Annotated in this window: 20 protein-coding genes and 2 pseudogenes; 8 read left to right on the top strand and 14 right to left on the bottom strand. The window is 33.5% G+C overall.

Annotation, left to right across the window (positions count from 1 at the left end):
* Positions 1–57: 57 nt before the first annotated feature.
* Entirely contained in the window at positions 58–378 is a 321-nt protein-coding gene (locus tag EQ029_RS02150) for a hypothetical protein (RefSeq protein WP_053019915.1), read from the top strand.
* 18 nt (positions 379–396) lie between these two features.
* On the opposite strand, the gene EQ029_RS12740 is transcribed toward EQ029_RS02150, so the two are convergent.
* From EQ029_RS12740 to EQ029_RS02140, 3 genes are all read right to left on the bottom strand, one after another.
* Positions 397–648 (bottom strand): helix-turn-helix transcriptional regulator, encoded by a 252-nt coding sequence (locus EQ029_RS12740; protein WP_227489799.1) that lies wholly within the window; start codon positions 646–648, stop codon positions 397–399.
* 105 nt (positions 649–753) lie between these two features.
* The gene (locus EQ029_RS12735) at positions 754–1,134 is read right to left on the bottom strand and encodes an AraC family ligand binding domain-containing protein (RefSeq protein ID WP_227489801.1); all 381 of its coding nucleotides are present in this window, start codon (positions 1,132–1,134) and stop codon (positions 754–756) included.
* 18 nt (positions 1,135–1,152) lie between these two features.
* Positions 1,153–1,281, bottom strand: a complete 129-nt coding sequence (locus EQ029_RS02140) for a hypothetical protein (protein WP_016930806.1) — start codon at positions 1,279–1,281, stop codon at positions 1,153–1,155.
* 144 nt (positions 1,282–1,425) lie between these two features.
* Between EQ029_RS02140 and EQ029_RS02135 the strand changes: the two are divergent.
* Positions 1,426–1,683 (top strand): annotated as a pseudogene (locus tag EQ029_RS02135) (EamA family transporter); the annotation flags it as partial.
* Positions 1,684–1,793: 110 nt separating this feature from the next.
* On the opposite strand, the gene EQ029_RS02130 reads toward EQ029_RS02135, so the two are convergent.
* On the bottom strand, positions 1,794–2,765 hold the full coding sequence (locus EQ029_RS02130; protein WP_011274851.1) for an alpha/beta hydrolase fold domain-containing protein: 972 nt from the start codon (positions 2,763–2,765) through the stop codon (positions 1,794–1,796).
* A 163-nt stretch (positions 2,766–2,928) separates the two neighbouring features.
* Here EQ029_RS02130 and EQ029_RS02125 point away from each other — a divergent pair, with 163 nt between their 5' ends.
* Entirely contained in the window at positions 2,929–3,885 is a 957-nt protein-coding gene (locus EQ029_RS02125; protein WP_011274850.1) for an L-lactate dehydrogenase, read from the top strand.
* A 111-nt stretch (positions 3,886–3,996) separates the two neighbouring features.
* On the opposite strand, the gene EQ029_RS02120 is transcribed toward EQ029_RS02125, so the two are convergent.
* A complete protein-coding gene (locus EQ029_RS02120; RefSeq protein WP_011274849.1) occupies positions 3,997–4,329 on the bottom strand; it encodes a thioredoxin family protein in 333 nt (110 codons plus the stop codon).
* A gap of 20 nt (positions 4,330–4,349) precedes the next feature.
* Positions 4,350–4,754 carry an acyl-CoA thioesterase gene (locus EQ029_RS02115; protein ID WP_033079752.1) on the bottom strand — a complete coding sequence of 135 codons (405 nt, stop codon included), beginning with the start codon at positions 4,752–4,754 and terminating at the stop codon, positions 4,350–4,352.
* A gap of 202 nt (positions 4,755–4,956) precedes the next feature.
* On the opposite strand from EQ029_RS02115, the gene EQ029_RS02110 reads away from it, so the two are divergent.
* On the top strand, positions 4,957–6,009 hold the full coding sequence (locus tag EQ029_RS02110; protein WP_011274847.1) for a zinc-dependent alcohol dehydrogenase family protein: 1,053 nt from the start codon (positions 4,957–4,959) through the stop codon (positions 6,007–6,009).
* A gap of 174 nt (positions 6,010–6,183) precedes the next feature.
* Here EQ029_RS02110 and ptsG read toward each other — a convergent pair whose 3' ends face one another.
* The 5 genes from ptsG to EQ029_RS02085 form a co-directional block, all read right to left on the bottom strand.
* Positions 6,184–8,211 (bottom strand): glucose-specific PTS transporter subunit IIBC, encoded by a 2,028-nt coding sequence (gene ptsG, locus EQ029_RS02105; protein ID WP_011274846.1) that lies wholly within the window; start codon positions 8,209–8,211, stop codon positions 6,184–6,186.
* A gap of 258 nt (positions 8,212–8,469) precedes the next feature.
* Entirely contained in the window at positions 8,470–9,786 is a 1,317-nt protein-coding gene (locus EQ029_RS02100) for an ISL3 family transposase (protein WP_062932003.1), read from the bottom strand.
* A gap of 191 nt (positions 9,787–9,977) precedes the next feature.
* The gene (locus EQ029_RS02095; protein ID WP_011274844.1) at positions 9,978–11,717 is read right to left on the bottom strand and encodes a pyruvate oxidase; all 1,740 of its coding nucleotides are present in this window, start codon (positions 11,715–11,717) and stop codon (positions 9,978–9,980) included.
* A 50-nt stretch (positions 11,718–11,767) separates the two neighbouring features.
* Positions 11,768–12,454 (bottom strand): LrgB family protein, encoded by a 687-nt coding sequence (locus tag EQ029_RS02090; protein ID WP_011274843.1) that lies wholly within the window; start codon positions 12,452–12,454, stop codon positions 11,768–11,770.
* A gap of 1 nt (position 12,455) precedes the next feature.
* Positions 12,456–12,842, bottom strand: a complete 387-nt coding sequence (locus EQ029_RS02085; protein ID WP_037559348.1) for a CidA/LrgA family protein — start codon at positions 12,840–12,842, stop codon at positions 12,456–12,458.
* A gap of 488 nt (positions 12,843–13,330) precedes the next feature.
* On the opposite strand from EQ029_RS02085, the pseudogene EQ029_RS02080 reads away from it, so the two are divergent.
* Positions 13,331–14,996 (top strand): annotated as a pseudogene (locus EQ029_RS02080) (IS1182 family transposase); the annotation flags it as partial.
* A 46-nt stretch (positions 14,997–15,042) separates the two neighbouring features.
* Here the strand turns inward: EQ029_RS02080 and cidR are convergent.
* Entirely contained in the window at positions 15,043–15,927 is an 885-nt protein-coding gene (gene cidR, locus EQ029_RS02075; protein ID WP_033080099.1) for a cidABC operon transcriptional activator CidR, read from the bottom strand.
* Between the two features lie 192 nt (positions 15,928–16,119).
* Here cidR and EQ029_RS02070 point away from each other — a divergent pair, with 192 nt between their 5' ends.
* The gene (locus EQ029_RS02070; protein ID WP_011274838.1) at positions 16,120–16,335 is read left to right on the top strand and encodes a sterile alpha motif-like domain-containing protein; all 216 of its coding nucleotides are present in this window, start codon (positions 16,120–16,122) and stop codon (positions 16,333–16,335) included.
* A gap of 309 nt (positions 16,336–16,644) precedes the next feature.
* Positions 16,645–17,079: a CHAP domain-containing protein gene (locus EQ029_RS02065; RefSeq protein ID WP_011274837.1), complete on the top strand. Its 435-nt coding sequence runs from the start codon at positions 16,645–16,647 to the stop codon at positions 17,077–17,079.
* Positions 17,080–17,180: 101 nt separating this feature from the next.
* Here EQ029_RS02065 and EQ029_RS02060 read toward each other — a convergent pair whose 3' ends face one another.
* Positions 17,181–18,458: a hydroxymethylglutaryl-CoA reductase, degradative gene (locus EQ029_RS02060; RefSeq protein WP_037559354.1), complete on the bottom strand. Its 1,278-nt coding sequence runs from the start codon at positions 18,456–18,458 to the stop codon at positions 17,181–17,183.
* A 4-nt stretch (positions 18,459–18,462) separates the two neighbouring features.
* The gene (locus tag EQ029_RS02055) at positions 18,463–19,614 is read right to left on the bottom strand and encodes a thiolase family protein (RefSeq protein WP_011274835.1); all 1,152 of its coding nucleotides are present in this window, start codon (positions 19,612–19,614) and stop codon (positions 18,463–18,465) included.
* Positions 19,615–19,908: 294 nt separating this feature from the next.
* Here EQ029_RS02055 and EQ029_RS02050 point away from each other — a divergent pair, with 294 nt between their 5' ends.
* On the top strand, positions 19,909–21,075 hold the full coding sequence (locus EQ029_RS02050) for a hydroxymethylglutaryl-CoA synthase (RefSeq protein WP_057504904.1): 1,167 nt from the start codon (positions 19,909–19,911) through the stop codon (positions 21,073–21,075).
* Positions 21,076–21,104 lie beyond the last annotated feature (29 nt).

The following is a 21,104-nucleotide window of genomic DNA, read 5'->3' as shown; positions in this document are numbered from 1 at the left end:
ATTAAAATTCTGATGTTAATTTAAAGGTATTAAAGATACAACTTTAGGAGGATACTGATGGGTAAACCTTTGACTAAACCTGTTAAGATAGCAATTAGCATATATTTAGCAATGGTATTATTAGTTTGTTCAAGCTATTTGGTATTGATTCTTGTGGGTAGCTTACAAGGCAATGATATGAGTAGCTCAGTTTTAGACACAGACCATCAACACATTAATAGTGTTACTAAAGATTCTAACGAAGGCATAAATGATACAAAGTTAAATAAGGCTTCAGCAACAAGTGATGATGTTGCCAAAGAAGAAACCATTTCAAATACAAATGATACAATTTCAAATACAGATACTGAAAAAGTAGGTGCAAGTTCATCTGATTGATGACACTATGCACCTACTTTATTTTAAATACTTTGCATATTTTATTTGAAATTGCTTAGGAGTAAGTGAATATTTCTGCTTAAAATTTTGTATAAAGTAACTTGTAGTTGAGAATCCACAATCCATTGCCACTTCAGTCACATTTTTATGATGATACATGAGTTGCTTAGCACTTTGCTCTAGTCGATAATTTTGTAAGAAATTGAATGGCGTGTCCCCTGCAAATCGTTTAAACAACTTAATCGTCTCCGCTTCGCTCATATGAACCATATGACTTAACTCACTTAGTTTTACTTTTTTATGATAATGACTTTGTAAGTATTGAATACATTGTTTAACTCTTGGATCAAAGAAATATTGATTGATTTGTTCATATTAATCAAAAATATTTAAAAGATGATTTAGACATTGATAAAATTCGCTAAGAATTTGCAGTTGATAATAATCTCTTTGCGATAAGTAAATATGTCCTACTCTCTCAATACGCCGTAACAAACTTACATTTTCTTCACCTTTTGGTATTAATTTAATAAATGGAATGGACTGTGCTTGATCAACAATTCGACTAACATAAGTAAAATTGATATATTCCGTGACATTGGGCAACCCAATGTTCCAGCAATAGAGACGCGCGCCTTCATTCGCGTCACGAATTTCATGTACAACGTTTGAATTAATAAATAATCCTTCCCCTTCATGTATCTCCAATGTATTTTCTGCTAACTTTACCTTAATCACACCGTTTGTGACATACATAAATTGCAAGGCATAATGCTAATGTAAAGGTATATATCCGAGTAATGTCTCACTCAATGATGTATGTAGAATTACATGTGGCCAACGTCGATCAGGATAATTAATCTTTTCTTCTAAGTCTTCATTAATAATAATTTCAGAAACCATATCGTATCACCTCAATATCTTGATACTTTTACTCATTATTTGAGTATTACCAAATTTATATACATTATATTATGAGATTTATAATAAAACAAAATACAGATGGAGGTGCATTCAATGAATCACACACAACACAGATTAAAAGGAGTATTATTTGCAATTATAGGTGCTACTTTATGGGGATTAGGTGGGACTGCTTTCGCATTTTATCTATTTATAGATAGTCTCAAATACTTATCACCTAAGGAGACAACGTTATTAGGTACGATTGAACCAGTCATAGCAGTTGTTACAAGTGCATTATGGCTGGGTGTTACTTTCCAATCAGTCCAAGTAATTGGAATCGTATTAATTCTTATTTTAATTTTAATGTTGTCACTTAAGAAACAACCTGAAGAAATGTAATCAATAAAGTAGCGCCAAGGAATTGAACGATAACTAGCCTGAATGGCACAGAATTCTTCATGAATTCATCGTGTCACTCTGGTAATTATCTCGTCCTCGGCGCTTAATTTTTATAGAATAATTGATTTTAGTTGTGTAAAGAATTTCTGTCTTTCTGGTAATGGGAAGATAGGATAAATGTGGAATAAATTATATCCTGGCATAAAATCATGTTCAATACCTTTATCATTAAGCATTTGGGATAATTTTAAAGCGTCAGGGTATAACGTTTCCTTAGTACCAATAAAAATGGATAATCGACCTAATCCTTCTAAGTCACCGTTAATCGGCGATATTCTATAGTCCTCAATAGGTAGTTGGCCAGCCCATAATTTTATAAAGTATTTACTACCTTCTATACCTAACATTGGATCAATGCGTTCATACGTTTTAGCATCTGGATTGCTTAACGTACCATCTAACACTGGAGATAGCATTACAATATGTCCCGGTTGTGGAAGTGTAGTTTCTGCTTTTAAATATTCGGCAAATGACAATGCAATTTGTCCCCCTGCAGAATCTCCCATCACAATAAGCTGTTCACTACTTTCAACTTTGGCAGCTTGTTTATCATAAATAAGTTTTAATAATTCGAATGTCGTACGATAATCACGATGAGGTACTTTAGGATAAATTGGCATAATGACCTTCGCATCAAGTTGTCCTGCGAGTTCATCTATAAAATTAAAATGATTATCTAGTGGATCTTGGAACCATGCACCACCATGAATATATAAAACAACTTTTTGTTGATGATTACGTTGGTCATTCACAATATATGTGACACACCCATTCCAACTTTTTGTTCGAACGTCATGTTTAAATTCATAACTAGTGCCGCCATACTTTCCAGCTGTAATTTCTTTCGTTTCTTCCAATGCTTTTTTCGCGTCCGCTTCATTTTCAAACGTTTTTTTCATGCCAGACATACGTATATATTTTTCAGTTATAAAACTTTTGTAACTGCGTTTCTCTTTAACTTTAATAAATGCTAATGTTCCTAATATCGCAGATGTTGCTACGGTTATCATACTTTTTTTCATAACTTAAACGACCTCCTATACATGTCTATATTATAAACCTTAAATGACAATTCATTTAGTAATTAACACTGTTATCGTTAAACAATATTTTCATTTTAAGGCAAACATGCTATCCTTATATAAATTATCTGAATTTTCAAATTATAAAAGGAGGCAACGATTTATGGCACGTCATAAAATTGTACTTATTGGAAGTGGTTATGTAGGATCTGCGTTTGCACATGCAATCGTAGCTAAAGGTTTAGTGGATGAGATGGCAATTATAGATATTGATGAGGATAAGGCTAAAGCAGATGTGTGGGATTTAAATCATGCGACTCCATTTGGCGATAACTTCGTAAATGTGCATGTCGGACAGTATGAAGACTTTAAAGACGCTGATATTGTAGTGATTTGTGCAAGTGCTAAACTTGCTAAAGGTGAAACACGTCTTAAGCTACTAGAAGATAATGTAGACATTTTTGTACCAATGATTCAACGCATTGTCGATAGTGGTTTCGATGGCTACTTTGTGTTACCTTCCAATCCCGTTGACATTATGAGTTATGTCGTTAAACGAGTGTCGAATTTTCCTAAAAATAAAATCATTGGTTCAGGCACTTCTTTAGATACTGCGCGTTTCCAATTCTTTTTAAGTCGAGAATTCGATGTAGCACCGAATCAAGTCTATGCACCTATTATTGGTGAACATGGTGATTCACAAGTCGCAGTATGGTCACACGCACAAATTGCAGGTGAACCGGTGTTAGATTTATTACCTTCTAATACGAATTTAGAAGCATTTAAGACTTCCATTTCCAACCGTACAACTCAAATTGGTTACGATATTTATGTTCGAAAAGGCACAACCAATTTCGGAATATCACTAAGTCTAGTTAGAATCGTAGAAGCCATCTTATTTAATAAAAATATCATTATGAATGTTTCAAGTTACGTTGAAGGTGAATATGGGTTGAGTGATGTATATATCGGTGTACCTACCGTTATTAACAGAAATGGTGCCGACCGAATTATTGAATTAGCTCTTTCAAAAGAAGAATTATCACAGCTACATCATTCTGCTGATATCATCTTAGACTATCAGCGACAAGCCGATGCTATCATTGATCAAATGTGCTGATACCAAAAGTAAGTGAGCAAGGGGCGGGACAGAAATTAATTCGTAACCCCAGCTTGCTTTGTTTGTAGAATTTCTTTTTGAATTTCTCTTTGCTGGGCCCCCACTCTCACTTTATGTTTCAAAGCAACTATCATACATTAGTTTCAATTGATGTTCGAAGCGTTGCATATCTATAAATCGTGCTTGACGATGCATTTCTTTACCATTCATAAAGATTAAATCAACGGGTACAGTAAATATCGATAATTCACCTGCAATGACTTCGACATCTGATTGATTTATAACAGCGAGTTTAACATTAGGATAGGATGCCACAATATCTTCAATTTGAGGCAACACTGCATGGCACACTGAACAATGATCCCGCATTACGTGGACTACTACTAACTGATTATTATTAATAATTTGATGGAATGCTTCCATATTACTCAAATGCTTTGCCATATCCTCACCTATACTTTCACTTATTTTAATAAGTTTTGAAATACCTCTGGCATCTTAGTTATTCTTTGACGTTCTAAATCTAAGAAACCACCTGTTTGCTGTCCAATACAATGCACTTTGTCTCCAGACGTAATTTCGAATTTAAATACCCATTTCATTCTTCCAGCTTTAACAAACCAGCAACGCCCAACGGGTTTATCATGTATCGTAATTGGTACTTTATACTCTATTTCTGTCTTCATTAATATTGGCGATATATGTTCCTTCATCATTTCTGAAAATGTCATATATTCATTAATAAATATTGTACGTAAATCTTCAAACCAACGTATATAGACGATATTACTTACAATTCCCATTGCATCAATATCGTAATTGTTAACTTCGATTTCTCTTTCGGCGACTAACAAGCCTTCATGTTCCATAAATATAATCTCCTTTAAGTCATCATTCAATTATATTTTACGACGTTTAAATGCATTTTTCATTTACTTTAACTAAACACATTTAATGGGCTAACTTTATATATGTCTATTTTATTATATATTATTTTTATTAAATACATAACCAAACTTACATGGTATAATTATTGTGAAAATATTCACATATTTTAGGAGGATGATTAATATGAAAGCTTATGTTTATGAAAAGCCGGGCGTTGCAAAACTGATTGATAAAGAGAAGCCAGTCATTACGGAAAGTACAGATGCAATTATTAGAATGGTCAAAACAACGATTTGTGGTACAGACCTACATATTATCAAAGGCGATACACCGGAAGTACCATCAAACACAACACTTGGTCATGAAGGTATTGGTATCGTTGAATCAGTTGGTTCAAGTGTAAACAACTTTAAAGTTGGAGACAAAGTCATTGTTTCTTGTATCTCGCCGTGTGGTAAATGTTACTACTGTAAAAAAGGTATTTATGCACATTGTGAAAAAGATGGCGGTTGGATATTAGGTCACCTCATCGATGGTACACAAGCAGAATATGTTAAAGTACCTTTCGCAGACAACTCTTTATACCATGCACCAGAATCTTTACCAGACGAAGCACTCGTTATGCTCTCCGACATTTTACCAACGGGTTATGAAATTGGTGTTTTAAAAGGTAAAGTTAAACCAGGTAGTACGGTTTCGATAGTGGGTGCAGGTCCAGTTGGATTAGCTGCATTATTAACAGCACAATTTTATTCACCTTCTAAAATTATTATGCTCGATTTGGATGATAATCGTTTAGCAACTGCCAAGGAATTAGGTGCTACACATACAATTAATTCAACGAATGTTGAAGATGCTGTTGCTCAAGTAAAATCATTGAACCATCGTGGTGTGGACGTAGCCATTGAAGCTGTTGGTATTCCAAAAACCTTTGATTTATGTCAAAAGTTAATTGGTGTTGACGGCACAATCGCTAATGTTGGCGTTCACGGATTACCAGTACAATTTGATATCGATAAATTATGGATTAAGAATATCAATGTGACAACAGGTTTAGTTTCAGCCAATACGACTGAAGAATTGTTAGAAGCTTTGAAAAGTAAAATTATTCAACCTGAACAATTGGTTACACATTATAGCAAATTAAGTGATATTGAACATGCTTATGATTTATTCAGAAATGCAACAGATCACAAAGCTATCAAATTATTAATTGAGAATGATATAACTGAATAATGTTGTTTATTAAATAAAAAATAAGGGGGACAGTATTCTTTCTGAATTCGTCGCCCCGCCATGGCAAAGAGGATTAGAATTGAAAACCTTGAGACAACACCTTTTCAATTCAGTCATCGACTGCCAACACATAAAACAAGCCTGAGACACATATGTTGTCCCAGGCTTGTTTTATTATTTAATTGTCATAATGCGTTTACCAGGATCTACTGAATCAACATCATCGAATGTTAATGTTTTATCACCTTGATTTGTAATAATCACTGGTGTGACAACACTTGGCGCATGTTCTTTTAAGTATGCTAAATTAATTTTCATTAATGGTTGACCTTGTGTGACAGGTTCATTGACATCGACTAAACTTTCGAAGCCTTCACCATTCAATTTCACTGTATCGATACCAATATGAATTAATACTTCAATTCCTGTATCAGATTCTAAACCGATGGCATGTTTCGTTGGGAAAATCGTTTTAACTGTACCATCAAATGGTGCTACAATTCCGCCTTTTTCAGGAACAAATCCAATACCGTCACCCATCATTTTTTCTGAGAATACTTTATCTGGCACTTCAGATAATGGAATAATATGACCCGTACCTGGTGCATAGATATCAGTTTCTTTTACCTCTTCCAACTGTACTGGCTCATCTGATGTATCTTCAGTCACAGTGGTTTCACTAGGTTTTGTGATGTCTCCATTCATAATACGTGCCATATCATGTTTAATTTGATCTGATTTAGGTCCAAAAATCGCTTGCATATTATTTCCTACTTCAAGCACCCCTGAAGCACCAAGCGCTTTTAGTCCTTCAACGTCTACTTTAGATTTATCATTGACTTCAACACGTAAACGCGTAATACAAGCATCTAAATGCTTGATATTTTCTTTACCGCCCATTGCATCTAACACATCAAATGGTAATTTACTTGCAGATGTATTAGCTACAGAGGCTTGTTTATCTTCACGACCTGGCGTTTTGAAGTTGAATTTAACAATTAAGAATCTAAATACTACATAATAAATGACAGCGTAAACTAATCCTACCGGAATCACTAACCACCATGGTGTTTTATTTGGAAGAATACCTAATAAAACAAAATCTATGAATCCTCCAGAGAATGTATATCCTAGATGTAAATTTAGTAGATAAAGCGTTAAAAATGATAATCCATCAAGTACTGCATGAATAAAGAATAATAATGGTGCTACGAATAAGAATGAAAATTCTAATGGTTCAGTAATACCAGTTAAGAATGATGTTAAAGCTGCTGATAACATCAAACCTCCAACTACCTTTTTATTCTCAGGTTTAGCTGTTTGATAAATTGCTAATGCTGCTGCTGGTAATCCAAACATCATAACAGGAAATTCACCTTGCATGAATTTACCTGAAGTTAAATGAACACCTTCACGTATTTGCTCAATAAAAATACGTTGATCTCCTCGAATAATTTCTCCAGCTGCATTTTTCCAAGAACCAAATTCAAACCAAAATGGCGCATGGAAAATATGATGTAAACCAAATGGAATAAGTAATCGTTTAATAAATCCAAATAAGAATACTGCCAATCCAGTATTAGAATCTAATAAACCTGTACTAAATGCATTTAATCCATTTTGAATGAATGGCCAAATCCAAGCCATTGGGAAAGCTAAAATAAACGATGTCGTTGCCATCATAATCGGCACAAAACGTTTACCCGCAAAGAATCCTAAATACGATGGTAAGGAAATATTATAAAACTTGTTATAACACCAAGCTGCTAGAGCCCCTATAATAATCCCACCAAACACTCCAGTTTGAAGTGTAGGTATGCCTAAAACATTTGCGAATCCTTTAGATGGGTCTTCCAATTGTGCTGGCGTAACATTTAAGAATGCTCCCATTGTTTTATTCATAATAATAAATCCGACAAAAGCTGCAATGGCTGCTACACCATCTCCACCTGCTAGTCCTATTGCTACACCGAGTGCAAAAATGATAGGTAAGTTATCAAAAATAATACCACCAGCACCTGTCATCATGTTAGCAATATTTTGAATTACTCCATTTTTAATAAATGGAAGATATTGCTGTAATGCTTCACCTTGAAAAGCTGTTCCAATTGCTAGTAATAATCCAGCTGCAGGCAAGATTGCCACAGGTAACATTAATGCTTTACCAATTCGTTGCAATTGTCCAAATAGCTTTTTAAACATTTTGATTCAATCCTTTCAATGTATCTTTTTACGCATTAAAAAAGCATGACCAAATAAGCTCATCATTTATGACAAAAATAATGATAGCTTATCTGCTCATGCCTAATCGAATAGTAACACGCAGTTCTTTTTTAACAATTTAATTATACCTATAATATAAAGCGTTTTCAATATCTTTTTTTGCTAATATCTTACATTTTTTATAATTTAAATATTCGGCTCTAGGTCAAATCGGACTGATGAGTCCAAATATTGAGATTAAGCAACCTTAGGTTGTTTAATCTCTTTTTTTGTTGTTGAGGCAAATAGTCGCGAAGTTATAATAATTCGATTACGCAAATTATCATAATTTCTATAACCAAAAGATAACCTTTTAATGAGTTTGATTTTATTATTAATTCCTTCTAACGGACCGTTGGTCAGGTTAGAATATGTCATAGTATTTTCAATGAAAGCTGCTAATCGTCTTAAAGTTCTAATGACTGGGCGTAATTTAGGACACACATCTGAAAGATGAATAGAAAAGAGTTTATGATTAAATTTCTCTATTTGATTTTCTTTTAATAATCTTCTTAGCTCATGAACGTAGTGATATGTATTAAATAATTCTATATCTACACCTAATAAGTAATTTATAATGACTTTTTCGCTTTTCCACTCTTTAAATAAATGGACTTTATGATAATTAAATGCTTCTAGCGTTTCAAAAGGTTTAAGAAATAGTTTCCAATAACTTTTATATTTATTATAAAGCGGTCTATTAGAGGTTCTATAACAATTCATTACATGAACTCTAGACATATTTAACGCTCGATTTAAAGATTGAACAATATGAAAACGATCAATAATAATCTTTGCGTTAGGAAATATTTGTTTGATTAGTGACATATATGATTCATACATATCAATCGTTACTATTTTGACTTTTTGTCTGAGTTTTAAAGAATAGCGATAAAAATGATCTTTAAGCGATTTTAACTTACGATCCGCTACCACATCTACGATGCGGTTCGATACAGCATCTGCATAAATAAAGCTCATTTTTCCTATAACATTTTTAACACTTTTAAATTCGTCCATCATTAAGTGTTCAGGTAGAGCTTCAAAAGAAGACTGACCTACGTCGCTTGCCGCTTGATTAATCACTCTAGACACAGTCATTGATGATACTAAGCATGACTTAGCGATAGATTTTTGAGAGCGGTATTCTTGTACTTTATCTAAAACTGCAAGTTTTGTTTTATTAGAAATAAAACAATGAGCGTCGACAATATTAGATTTAGCAGTAAAATGACTGTCACATGATTTACAATAAAATCTTTGTTTTTGAAGTTCTAAATAAGCGGGCATTTCCATAATTTTAAGTAAAGTAATCGTTGAGGTTTTCTTACCATTTTTTACTATAGAGAAATTTTCATTTTTAGTTGAACAATTTTCACAATGTGTAGGTTGATAAGTGAGCTCGGCATAGTAAAACAAGCTCATTCGTCCTTTATGTTTTTTCTCAGTCACTTCATCTGAAAAATTTAGATTTTTATCTTTAATTCTTAATGTATTTAATATAGACTTACACATAGGCGCATTACCTTTCTTTTTTATTTTGTTTGGTAGCTAATAATTATAGAGGTAATTGCGCTATTTTTGTATTCAAACATAAAAATTGGACTGATGATTTTTAGTCATCAGTCCAATTTATTATAGAGCCAAATATTCATAAAAAAACACTGACAAAAGCATTGCTTTTGTCAGTGTGTCGAATCTATTTCTTATAAGAAACGTTTAGCAGCGACAGAAATTGGTGGAATTTCGTCGAAGTCTAATTTTTTATCTTCAGTGATTGATCTGTAAGCCCATTTACCATAGTTGATTGCTTCTTCATTAACAATTTTACCTGGTAATGGTGCAGCATTTGGATCAACATGTACATCAACGATTGTTGGTACATTTTCATTTAACGCTGCTTCTACTACTTCATCGATACGGCTAGGATCTTTTAATACATAACCTTTACCGCCTGCAGCTTCAGCGAATTTAGCATGGTCCATATCAGAAAAATCAATGGCATATTCTAATTCACCTGCAGCTTGTTGTTCATATTTAATAAATGATAATTGTTTGTTATTCATAACAAAAATTGTCATTGGTAAATCATATTGAACAGCAGTTGCAAAGTCTTGCATTACCATTTGGAATGCACCGTCACCGCTAATTGAGATAGCTTGACGTTTAGGGAAAGCGATTTTAGAAGCAATTGCTCCTGGAAGTCCGCAACCCATTGTACCTAACCAAGAAGAAATAATAAATTTATTATTTACCGATAAGTTTAGGTAACGTGTTGACCAAACTGTAGATGTACCTACATCGATTGAGAATACAGCATCATCGTCACTATATTTACTAATTGATTTCATTAAACGTTCTGGGCGGATTGGTGTGCTTTCTTGATTCATATCTTGTTCCATCCATTTATCCCAAACTGCTTTACGTTCTAATGTTTTTTCTAAGAATGGGCGTTGTGGTACGTGTTTGATAGCATCAGTTAATTGATGGAAAGCAAGTTTCGCGTCACCAACGATACCAACATTGACACTGAAACGATGTCCAATTACATCTGGGTTTGTATCAATTTGAATTGCTTTAATATTTTTCTTAGGTAGGTAGTCAACGTAAGGATAGTTAGTACCTGCCATGATTAATAAATCGGCATCTTGAATTGTTTGGTAAGATGTTTTTGTTCCGATTTTACCTAAGTTACCGATGCTATATGGGTGATCATCAGGAATGATTGTTTTAGCTGGTAACGTATGAATTACTGGAATTTTAGCCGCTTCTACAAATTCACGTAATTCATCTTTAGCATTTTGTGCACCTACACCAATAATCATTACTGGTTTTTTACTTTTATCGATTAATTTTGCTGCTTTTTTAATGCTACGTAATGTTGGAGTTGGTGCTTTTGGTTTAGTAGTGTCTATAGCACGATGAGTTGTATCTTTAATTTTTTGAGTTAATAAGTCATTAGGACATACAACTACTGCTACACCGCGTTTTTCGTATGCTGTACGAATAGCTTCGTTAACAATTTCAAATACGTTATCACCTTTTTGAATTTGGTGATTATATACAGAAACATCTGACACCATATCAGTAATGTTTGTTTCTTGGAAAGCTTTTGTACCTAATAAAGTACTATTTGTTTGACCAGCTAAAATTAATTGAGGTACGCGATCCATTTTTGCATCATACATACCATTTAATAAGTGAACGATACCAGGACCACCGATACTTAATGCTACCCCAATTTTACCTGTCATCTTAGTGTATGAAGCTGCAGCTAAACTTGCTACTTCTTCATGACGTACATGATAGAATTTAAATGAGTCTCTAACAGTACGTAAACTATCTACTACTGCGTCAATTGAATCCCCCGGAATACCATATAAGTGATCAATATCCCATGCTTCTAACGCTTTAACTAATGCTTCGTTTGCTTTTATCTTCGCCATTATTACAATAGCTCCTTTCTCTTTTTAAACGAGTACAATATATATTCCCTTTAGTAGAACAAAATAATCATAATTGGAATAAGTATTGAACTAATTACAGCAGTTAATATCATTCCAATTGAACTGAATGCACCAGATTCGTTATCGTGTTCTAATGCTTTTGCGGTACCGAAAGCGTGTGATGCATTCCCATATGTTAACCCTCTGGCAATAGAGGTCTTAAAATTACCTACTTTCAATAACATTGATCCCATCATACTACCTATTAAACCTGTAGTTATAATGAATAATACTGTAATCGTATCTGTACCACCCAATTCTTGCGATACTTCGATACCTACTGCAGCTGTTATCGAACGAGGTAATATTGTTACAATCGTCTCCTCGTCGTAACCCAATAAGTTTAACGAGGTAAACACTAACACAAAATTAAGTATTACGCCAACCATCACGCTTGAAAAAATAATACTTAAATTCTCAATGATTTTATGTCGATTCTTATAAAGTGGGTAAGCTAAACATACAACAGTGGCATTTAATAAGTGGTTAATCCATTTACCACCTGTCATATAATCATGATAGTTTTGATGTGTTAACAATAATACAATAATGACACCGACCGAACCAACTAGCGCTGGGTTCAAAAAGGGATTATCATATTTTTGTTGTAGCTTTTTTGCAGCAAAATACATAACGACGGTCAACAATATCATTAAGATAGCTTGAATCAATGTCATATTATTGATGGCCTCTCTTAACGTTAGGTTGTTTAACCATCTTTTCAGCGATGTAACCAGATGCTAACGCAACGCAACTTGTACCTACGATTATTAATAAGAAGAAAATGATATAACTCTTCGTAATATCAGATACAATATCCATTATACCTACTACAGAAGGTATAAAGAAGAACACCATAGTTGCCAACAGAAATTCTGCGCCGTCAGATATCCAATTCATACGTATCACTTTCAGTTCAAGTAAAAGGTACAACAATATCATGCCTACGATACTTCCAGCTAGTGGTATATGCAATAATGTTTGCAATAAACTACCTAAGTAACTAATGACTATGATAATGGCAATTTGTATGATAACTTTTGAAATATATAATACTTTTTTCAAGATGACTGACCTCCCACCAAAATATGTCGAAATTGTTACAGTAAAATTTAAACCTATATTCATCATTCTAATTCAACCCATGGAAATAGAAAAATATTCATTTTAAATACCACCTATAGCTTTTTTCTATGTAATCGCTTTAATATCTATAGTTGTTGATGTAGTTAAATGTTGATGACAATAATATTGCGTCCATAATGGCTTTACGATAAAAAAATGAGTCTGGGACATAAACCCTAGAGAAATAGCCAGTAAATGAGTTTTAACAAATTCATTTACTGGCTTCTTTATTTACAATACTCCGTATTGTTGGCTCGCTTTCTTAGGGGACAGCTTCAGCCTGTAGTCTTCAGCTTGTCCTGTTCCCTCAAGAGTCTCGCCAAAATACTTTGTATTTATATGTAATTTTACATTGTAATACTTTAAAAAAATAAAGCACTTTCGTATAATTTAATAAACATCACTAAACTAAATTAACGAGGTGCCTTATGTATAAAAATTATAACATGACTCAACTTACTCTACCAATGGAAACTTCAGTTCTTATCCCCACAAATGATATTTCACGACATGTAAATGATATTGTTGAAACAATTCCTGACAATGAATTCGACGAATTCAGACATCACCGTGGTGCAACTTCGTACCATCCTAAAATGATGTTAAAAGTGATTCTATATGCCTACACACAATCTGTATTCTCAGGTCGTAAAATAGAAAAAATGCTTAATGATAGCATCCGAATGATGTGGCTATCACAAAATCAAAAACCTTCTTATAAAACAATTAATCGATTTAGAGTAAATCCAAAAGTAGATGCTTTATTAGAATCTTTATTTATTCAATTTTACAGTCAGTGTGTAAAACAAAATCTTATAGATGATAAAGCTATTTTTATTGATGGTACAAAAATTGAAGCAAATGCCAATCGATATACATTTGTATGGAAAAAGAGTATTCAAAACCATGAATCAAAGATGAATGAGGATTCTAAAGCCCTCTACCATGAATTGGTAACCAATAAAATCATACCGGAAATTAAAGAAGATCATGATAATGAATTAACAAAAGAAGAAATAGATTTGATTGGTAGTCACTTAGATAAAGAAATCGAAGATTTAAACCAACATATCAACAATGAAAAATGTACTAAAACAAGAAAACAAATACGTCTCAAAAGAACTAAAATCAAAAAATACAAAAAGCAAATCAATGATTATTTTGAGCGAAAGTATCGATACGAATTTCAAAAATCTATTTTAAAGGATAGAAATAGTTATTCTAAGACAGATCATGATGCGACATTTATGAGAATGAAAGAAGATCACATGAAAAATGGACAACTTAAGCCAGGGTATAATTTACAAATAGCGACAAATTCCCAATTTGTTTTATCTTATAATGTGTATCAAAATCCAACGGATACTAGAACGATGATTCCATTTTTAAATTCAATTCAAGAGACCTACGGTCATTTACCTGAATATATTGTAGCTGATGCAGGTTATGGTAGTGAATCAAATTATAAGGCAATTATAGATGACTTTAATCGAACGCCACTCATAACATATGGAATGTTTATAAAAGATAAAACTAAAAAATATAAAAGTGACATCTTTAATACTCAAAATTGGAACTATGACGAAATTAATGACGAATTCATTTGTCCGAATAATAAACGGCTAGGTTTTAAAAGATATGCCTATCGTCATGATAAGTATGGTTATAAGCGAGACTTCAAATTATATGAATGTGATGATTGTTCAGAATGTCCTCTGAAAAATCAATGTATGAACTTCAATTCAAAAACAAACAAAAAAATAATGAAGAATTATAACTGGGAATATTTTAAATCCCAAATTAACAAAAAGCTTTCAGAACCAGAAACAAAAAATATCTACAGTCAAAGAAAAATTGATGTGGAACCTGTTTTTGGATTTATGAAGGCTATTTTGGGTTTCACTCGGATGTCTGTCCGAGGACTCAATAAAGTCAAAAGAGAACTTGGTTTTGTATTAATGGCACTTAATATAAGAAAAGTAGTAGCTCAACGAGCTGAAAATAATCAAAAAATTTATAAAAAAGACAATTTCTATATTATTTCAATAGAAATTGTCTTTTTTTCACTTATCCAAGAACTTTATGTCCCGGACTCATTTTTGTTTATCTATTTATTGTGCTTGTTGTTATAAAATATCATTTAGTCATATTTTAATCTCTTGCTCATAAATTCTATCCATTTAGAGGTAGCATGACTTAATAGTTTATCCTTTTTCCAAATGGCACCTAATTCCCAACTCATTCCAGTATCTTCAATCTTAATACTTCTGATATTATCTTTAAGCATGTTAGCGATGTGCTCTGGTAAGATACTTACACCTAAACGTGCCAGCAACAGATACTCAATAAAATTCCATTGCGAGACATTTGAAACCGTATTTGGGAGAAATCCTGCATTTTTAGCTGCGGCAATAATTTTATCATTAAGGTAAAAGTCTTCGTTAAATAATATAAAATCTTCATTCTTAAGTTCTGCCATTGTAACAGAATCACGTGATGCAAGGTCATGTTCTTTACTTACAACTAATCTTAAATCTTCGCTATATAATGGTAAATAGTCAAAGACGTTCTCATCTATAGGAATGGTTGTAATTCCAATATCAATTTGATCATTAATAAGTCGCGTCTCTATAGATTTACCGCCACTTTCATTTAAATTATACGTCACGTTTGGATAGAGCTTGTGAAACTCCCCTAGTATGTAGATAAATTGTTGCATGTCCATTACTGCAGACATACCTATATTGATATGACCTGTTTCTAATCCTAATAGCCCATTAATTTCGAAAGGAATATTATCATATAACGCTATGATTTCCTCACACTTTTTATAGAATATTTTACCCGCATCAGTGAGTACGAGGTAACGCTTTTGACGATCAAATAACGTCATTTTCAATTCATTTTCTATATCTTTAATTGCTTTACTAATCGTCGGCTGCGCTATGTATAGAGATTTCGAAGCATTTGTCATACCACCTTGATTAACTACTTCCATAAAATATTTCATATGTTTGATGTCCAAATGCTCACCCACTTTGTTCATTATTATAATTTCATTATACACGAAATATTTTTGAGAAAATAAAAATATGTAAAGTTAAACTAAATGTTTCCGAAAACAAGTCTAATTCAAATTCAATGTCAGACCCTATATGTTTCATTATAAAAAAATGTTATAATCACATAGGCTCAAATTGATTGAAGAGGTGAGGCATTGAGCTTTTACGAATTTATGCAAAATTTTGTTGGTGATGACACACCATTAGGTGAATTGGTAAATTGGATTAATCAAGATAGCAATTTCCCTAGAGACGTGAAGAGCCAAGTAGAAGTATTGTCATATTTTCGAAATAATCCATGTCCAGAAAACATACCCGTGACTATCGTTAAAAGAGCATTGGCTGTTTTTAACCAATTCACAAATGTATGATTTCTAATTTGTTATTATACATCATGGACGTATCATCTCACCAAGCGCCTTTATGGCGCTTTTATTATAGGGTAAACTTAAAAAATTTCACATTTAAAATTAAATGATGCTACGAACTTTAAGACAATACCATGCTACTATCTTAAATTGTGCAAAATTACTTTAATGTAAAATAAGTTACAAATTACGCAGTTATATTTCATATATATTACAGTTACTTGTATAATTCGTTTCTTATATTGTATTACACCTTTTTAACGAATATGATTAATACAGTTTTCAATTCTTTTATATTTTGAGGAGAACAAAATGAAATTTAAAAAATTATTTTCACGTCTTTTACTCGCTACTGGAATCATGTTCGCAGGAACTTTTACATATCAAAACATTGAACACACGCACGTATCTAAAGCCGCTTCATATAATTACTATACGAAAGGTCAATGTACTTGGTGGGCATATCAACGCCGTGCTCAACTTGGCAAACCTGTTTCAAATCGTTGGGGAAATGCAAAAAACTGGTATTACAACGCAAAACGCTCTGGTTACAGAACTGGTCACACGCCTAAACGCTACGCAGTAATGCAATCTACTGCAGGATATTATGGTCACGTTGCTGTAGTTGAACGTGTATATAGTAATGGTAGTATTAAAGTTTCTGAATATAATTACAATAGACCTAGTGCATACGGAACTCGCTACTTAAGTAAATGGTCTGCACGTAATTATAATTACATCTACTAAAATAAATAATGACATATAAATGATAAATAAAAGCCACTACTTATGAATCGAGGTCTTGATTTAAGAACCTTACTCGTAATTAGTGGCTTTTCTAAATATTGTTATTGTTGTCGTAAATCTTTTAAAATTTGTTGAGCTGTAGCAGTATTAGCTTTAGGCGCAGCTTTCAATGCTTCGGCAACACGAGCAATCTCATCACCTTGAGCACCTACTACGATAGCTAATGATTTGTATTGTAAACTCATGTGACCTTTTTGAATACCTTCAGAAACTAAGGCTCTACATGCTGAAAAGTTCTGTGCCAATCCAACAGCAGCAACAACCTGACCTAATTCTTGTGCTGATTGAACATTCAATAATTCAAGTGATGCTTTCGCAATTGGCAATACTTTCGTACCGCCACCGACGATCGCTAATGTCATCGGTACTTCTATTGTTCCGACTAAGCGACCACGTTCTTTATCAAACTTCCAAGTCGCAATACCTCTATATTGTCCATCACGACTGGCATATGCATGTGCACTTGCTTCTGCTCCGCGCGTATCATTACCAGTTGCTAAGACTACGGCGTGAATGCCATTCATAACACCTTTATTGTGTGTTGCAGCACGATGTATATCGACTTGTGCTAGTACAGAAGCACGCTCCATGCGTTGTGCTACTTCTTCACCAGAACGATCACCTTTATTTAAATCTTTGATATCAATTTCACCTTGAACTCGTACTACTGAGGCTGTGGCATGGTTAGACAAAATGCTCATAAGCACATCGCGATTTGGAAACTCATTCTTCATATGTGCAGTTATAGCTTCCAAGATTGTATTAAGCATATTGGCACCCATTGCATCTTTAGTATCTACAAATACTTTTAAAGACAATAGTTGATTCTCTGGGAACGTATCAATTTCAATACGTCTGTAACCACCACCACGTTCTATAATTGATGGGTAAGCTTCAGCTGCGATCTGTTTAATTTGTGGCTCTAAATCATATATGGCTTGTGCTAAGGCATCTGTATCACTAACATCATCAAATACAATTTGGCCAATCATTAATCGTTCACTCTTAACTGTTTTAAAGCCACCTGTATTGTTGACTAACTTAGCGCCATAGCTTGCAGCAGCTACTACTGAAGGTTCTTCAACCATCATCGGTACAACATATTCTTTATCATCGACAATGATTTTAGGTAATAAACCTACAGGCAATGTACCTTGACCAATTACATTCTCAATTAAACTATTCGCAACTTCTTCATTAATTAATGGATTTTTTAGTAAAACATCATAGCTTTCATCAGTTAACCATCCATAATCAACAAGTTGTTTTAATTTATCTTCACGAGATAAATGTCGAAATGTCTTATCTAAACTCTTCATACCATTATTCCCCTTTATCAATCATTAGAGCGATACCTAGTCCTCCACCAATACATGCTGTAGCAATACCCGTACGTTTATTTTCTTGTTCAAGTGCGTTCACTAAAGTAGTGACTAATCTAGCACCACTGGCACCAATTGGGTGTCCTAGTGCAATAGCACCGCCATAGATATTTAATTTTTCATCTGGAATATGCAAATTGTCTTTGACTGGTATACTTTGTGCAGCAAATGCTTCAGTCATTTCTACAATATCAACGTCATCGATTTTGCTATCCGTTTTATCAAGTAGCTTTTCAACAGCATAGAATGGCGCATAGCCCATATATTGTGGGTCACAACCTACTTCTGCATAATCTCCAACAATTCCTAAAATATCGTAACCATGCGCTTTAGCATATGATTCTTCCATTAAAATGAGTGCAGATGAACCATCATTAATACTTGAAGCATTACCACCAGTTACTGTCCCATCTTCTTTGAAAATTGTCTTTAATGTCGCAAGCTTCTCAACACTACTATTTGGGCGAACACCTTCATCAGAAGTCATTTGTTCCCCTTCTGCGTCAGTCATACCGATGATTTCATTATTAAATTTACCATCTTGCGTCGCTTTAGCTGCTTTAGCTTGTGAATGATTTGCGAACTCATCTTGCATTTCACGCGTGATGTCATATTTTTCAGCTATGTTCTCAGCTGTTACACCCATTGGTACATAATGAAAGGCATCTGTTAAACCATCATGCATAAAGCTTTCCACTGGTTCTTGACCTTCTTTTAAGATTAATTGTGGGGCATTTGTCATACTTTCAACTCCACCCACTGCTACTACATCCGCTTCACCTAATTGAATTAACTGTTTCCCTAATATAATTGCTTTAAGACCTGATCCACATACCTCATTAATTGTCATAGCTGGTGTTGTATCAGGTACACCCGCTTTAATCGCAATTTGACGTGCTGGGTTTTGTCCTACACCACTTTGTAGCACATTACCGAAAATAACTTGTTGTATTATATTAGGATCAATATTTGCTGAATCGATTGCACCTTTCAAAGCTGTCGTTCCCAATTCAACTGCAGAATAATTTCTTAATTTACCTTTATATCTACCGATTGGCGTTCTTTTAGCACTAACTATAGCAATTTTTTTCATTCTTTATCTCCTTATATGTAGTTTATATATAAATTGTAATTTAGTTATTTAATTTGGTAAAATAACTATTAATATGATTATTAATAATAGCCGATAGAAGTTATCTCACACTCAATGTTCTACCATGCAGTTTCACGTATTTTATTTTATTACTGTATTAAACGACATGCGTTATTGCATTTAACTTTTCGTATGAAAACGCTTTCTATTAGTGAGCATTTTAAATGAAATTGTCTCAAAAAGCTACTATTAATATGAATTATAAAATTAGAATAACGAAAGGATGTAGTGCCCGTGAGTATAGGAATCGATAAAATTAACTTTTACGTACCTAAATACTATGTAGACATGGCTAAGCTTGCTGAAGCTCGCCAAGTTGATCCAAATAAATTTTTAATTGGGATTGGTCAAACCCAAATGGCAGTCAGTCCAGTATCACAAGATATTGTATCTATGGGGGCTAATGCTGCTAAAGATATTATAACAGATGATGATAAAAAACATATTGGAATGGTCATTGTAGCAACTGAATCTGCAATCGATAATGCCAAAGCTGCTGCAGTACAAATTCACAATTTACTAGGTGTTCAGCCATTCGCACGCTGCTTCGAAATGAAAGAAGCTTGCTATGCTGCAACACCTGCAATCCAATTAGCTAAAGACTACATTGAGAAACGACCTAATGAAAAGGTACTTGTTATCGCAAGTGATACAGCTCGTTACGGTATTCAATCTGGTGGTGAACCGACACAAGGTGCTGGTGCCGTAGCTATGTTGATTTCAAATAATCCAAGTATCTTAGAATTGAATGATGATGCCGTTGCATATACTGAAGATGTGTATGACTTCTGGAGACCAACTGGACATAAATATCCATTAGTTGCCGGTGCGTTATCTAAAGATGCATATATCAAATCATTCCAAGAAAGTTGGAACGAATATGCTCGACGTGAAGATAAAACATTATCTGACTTTGAGTCATTATGTTTCCACGTACCTTTCACTAAAATGGGTAAAAAAGCTTTAGACTCAATTATCAATGATGCCGATGAAACGACGCAAGAACGTTTAACATCTGGATATGAAGATGCAGTATATTACAATCGCTATGTAGGTAATATTTATACTGGCTCTTTATATCTAAGTTTGATTTCATTATTAGAGAATAGATCACTTAAAGGTGGTCAAACTATTGGATTATTTAGCTATGGATCTGGTTCTGTAGGAGAATTCTTTAGTGCTACGCTAGTCGAAGGCTATGAAAAACAATTAGATATTGAAGGACATAAAGCCTTATTGAATGAACGTCAAGAAGTTTCAGTTGAAGACTATGAAAGTTTCTTCAAGCGATTCGATGATTTAGAATTCGATCACGCTACTGAACAAACTGATGACGATAAGTCTATTTACTACTTAGAAAATATTCAGGACGATATACGTCAATATCATATTCCTAAATAACGTTGATATTAATTAAGAGGCATTCAAAA

The organism is Staphylococcus haemolyticus (assembly GCF_006094395.1).
GTDB classification, from domain to species: Bacteria; Bacillota; Bacilli; order Staphylococcales; family Staphylococcaceae; genus Staphylococcus; species Staphylococcus haemolyticus.
This window is presented reverse-complemented; position numbering and strand designations above follow the sequence as displayed.

What these genes read in the sequence shown, in the direction of transcription:
- EQ029_RS12740 (WP_227489799.1), bottom strand. Translation starts at nt 648, where the DNA reads ATGGTTCATATGAGCGAAGCGGAGACGATTAAGTTGTTTAAACGATTT.
- EQ029_RS02130 (WP_011274851.1), bottom strand. Translation starts at nt 2,765, where the DNA reads ATGAAAAAAAGTATGATAACCGTAGCAACATCTGCGATATTAGGAACA.
- EQ029_RS02110 (WP_011274847.1), top strand. Translation starts at nt 4,957, where the DNA reads ATGAAAGCTTATGTTTATGAAAAGCCGGGCGTTGCAAAACTGATTGAT.
- EQ029_RS02150 (WP_053019915.1), top strand. Translation starts at nt 58, where the DNA reads ATGGGTAAACCTTTGACTAAACCTGTTAAGATAGCAATTAGCATATAT.
- EQ029_RS02055 (WP_011274835.1), bottom strand. Translation starts at nt 19,614, where the DNA reads ATGAAAAAAATTGCTATAGTTAGTGCTAAAAGAACGCCAATCGGTAGA.
- EQ029_RS02140 (WP_016930806.1), bottom strand. Translation starts at nt 1,281, where the DNA reads ATGGTTTCTGAAATTATTATTAATGAAGACTTAGAAGAAAAGATTAAT.
- EQ029_RS02120 (WP_011274849.1), bottom strand. Translation starts at nt 4,329, where the DNA reads ATGGCAAAGCATTTGAGTAATATGGAAGCATTCCATCAAATTATTAAT.
- EQ029_RS02115 (WP_033079752.1), bottom strand. Translation starts at nt 4,754, where the DNA reads ATGGAACATGAAGGCTTGTTAGTCGCCGAAAGAGAAATCGAAGTTAAC.
- EQ029_RS02065 (WP_011274837.1), top strand. Translation starts at nt 16,645, where the DNA reads ATGAAATTTAAAAAATTATTTTCACGTCTTTTACTCGCTACTGGAATC.
- EQ029_RS02125 (WP_011274850.1), top strand. Translation starts at nt 2,929, where the DNA reads ATGGCACGTCATAAAATTGTACTTATTGGAAGTGGTTATGTAGGATCT.
- EQ029_RS02095 (WP_011274844.1), bottom strand. Translation starts at nt 11,717, where the DNA reads ATGGCGAAGATAAAAGCAAACGAAGCATTAGTTAAAGCGTTAGAAGCA.
- EQ029_RS12735 (WP_227489801.1), bottom strand. Translation starts at nt 1,134, where the DNA reads ATGTATGTCACAAACGGTGTGATTAAGGTAAAGTTAGCAGAAAATACA.
- ptsG (WP_011274846.1), bottom strand. Translation starts at nt 8,211, where the DNA reads ATGTTTAAAAAGCTATTTGGACAATTGCAACGAATTGGTAAAGCATTA.
- EQ029_RS02090 (WP_011274843.1), bottom strand. Translation starts at nt 12,454, where the DNA reads ATGACATTGATTCAAGCTATCTTAATGATATTGTTGACCGTCGTTATG.
- EQ029_RS02100 (WP_062932003.1), bottom strand. Translation starts at nt 9,786, where the DNA reads ATGTGTAAGTCTATATTAAATACATTAAGAATTAAAGATAAAAATCTA.
- EQ029_RS02060 (WP_037559354.1), bottom strand. Translation starts at nt 18,458, where the DNA reads ATGAAGAGTTTAGATAAGACATTTCGACATTTATCTCGTGAAGATAAA.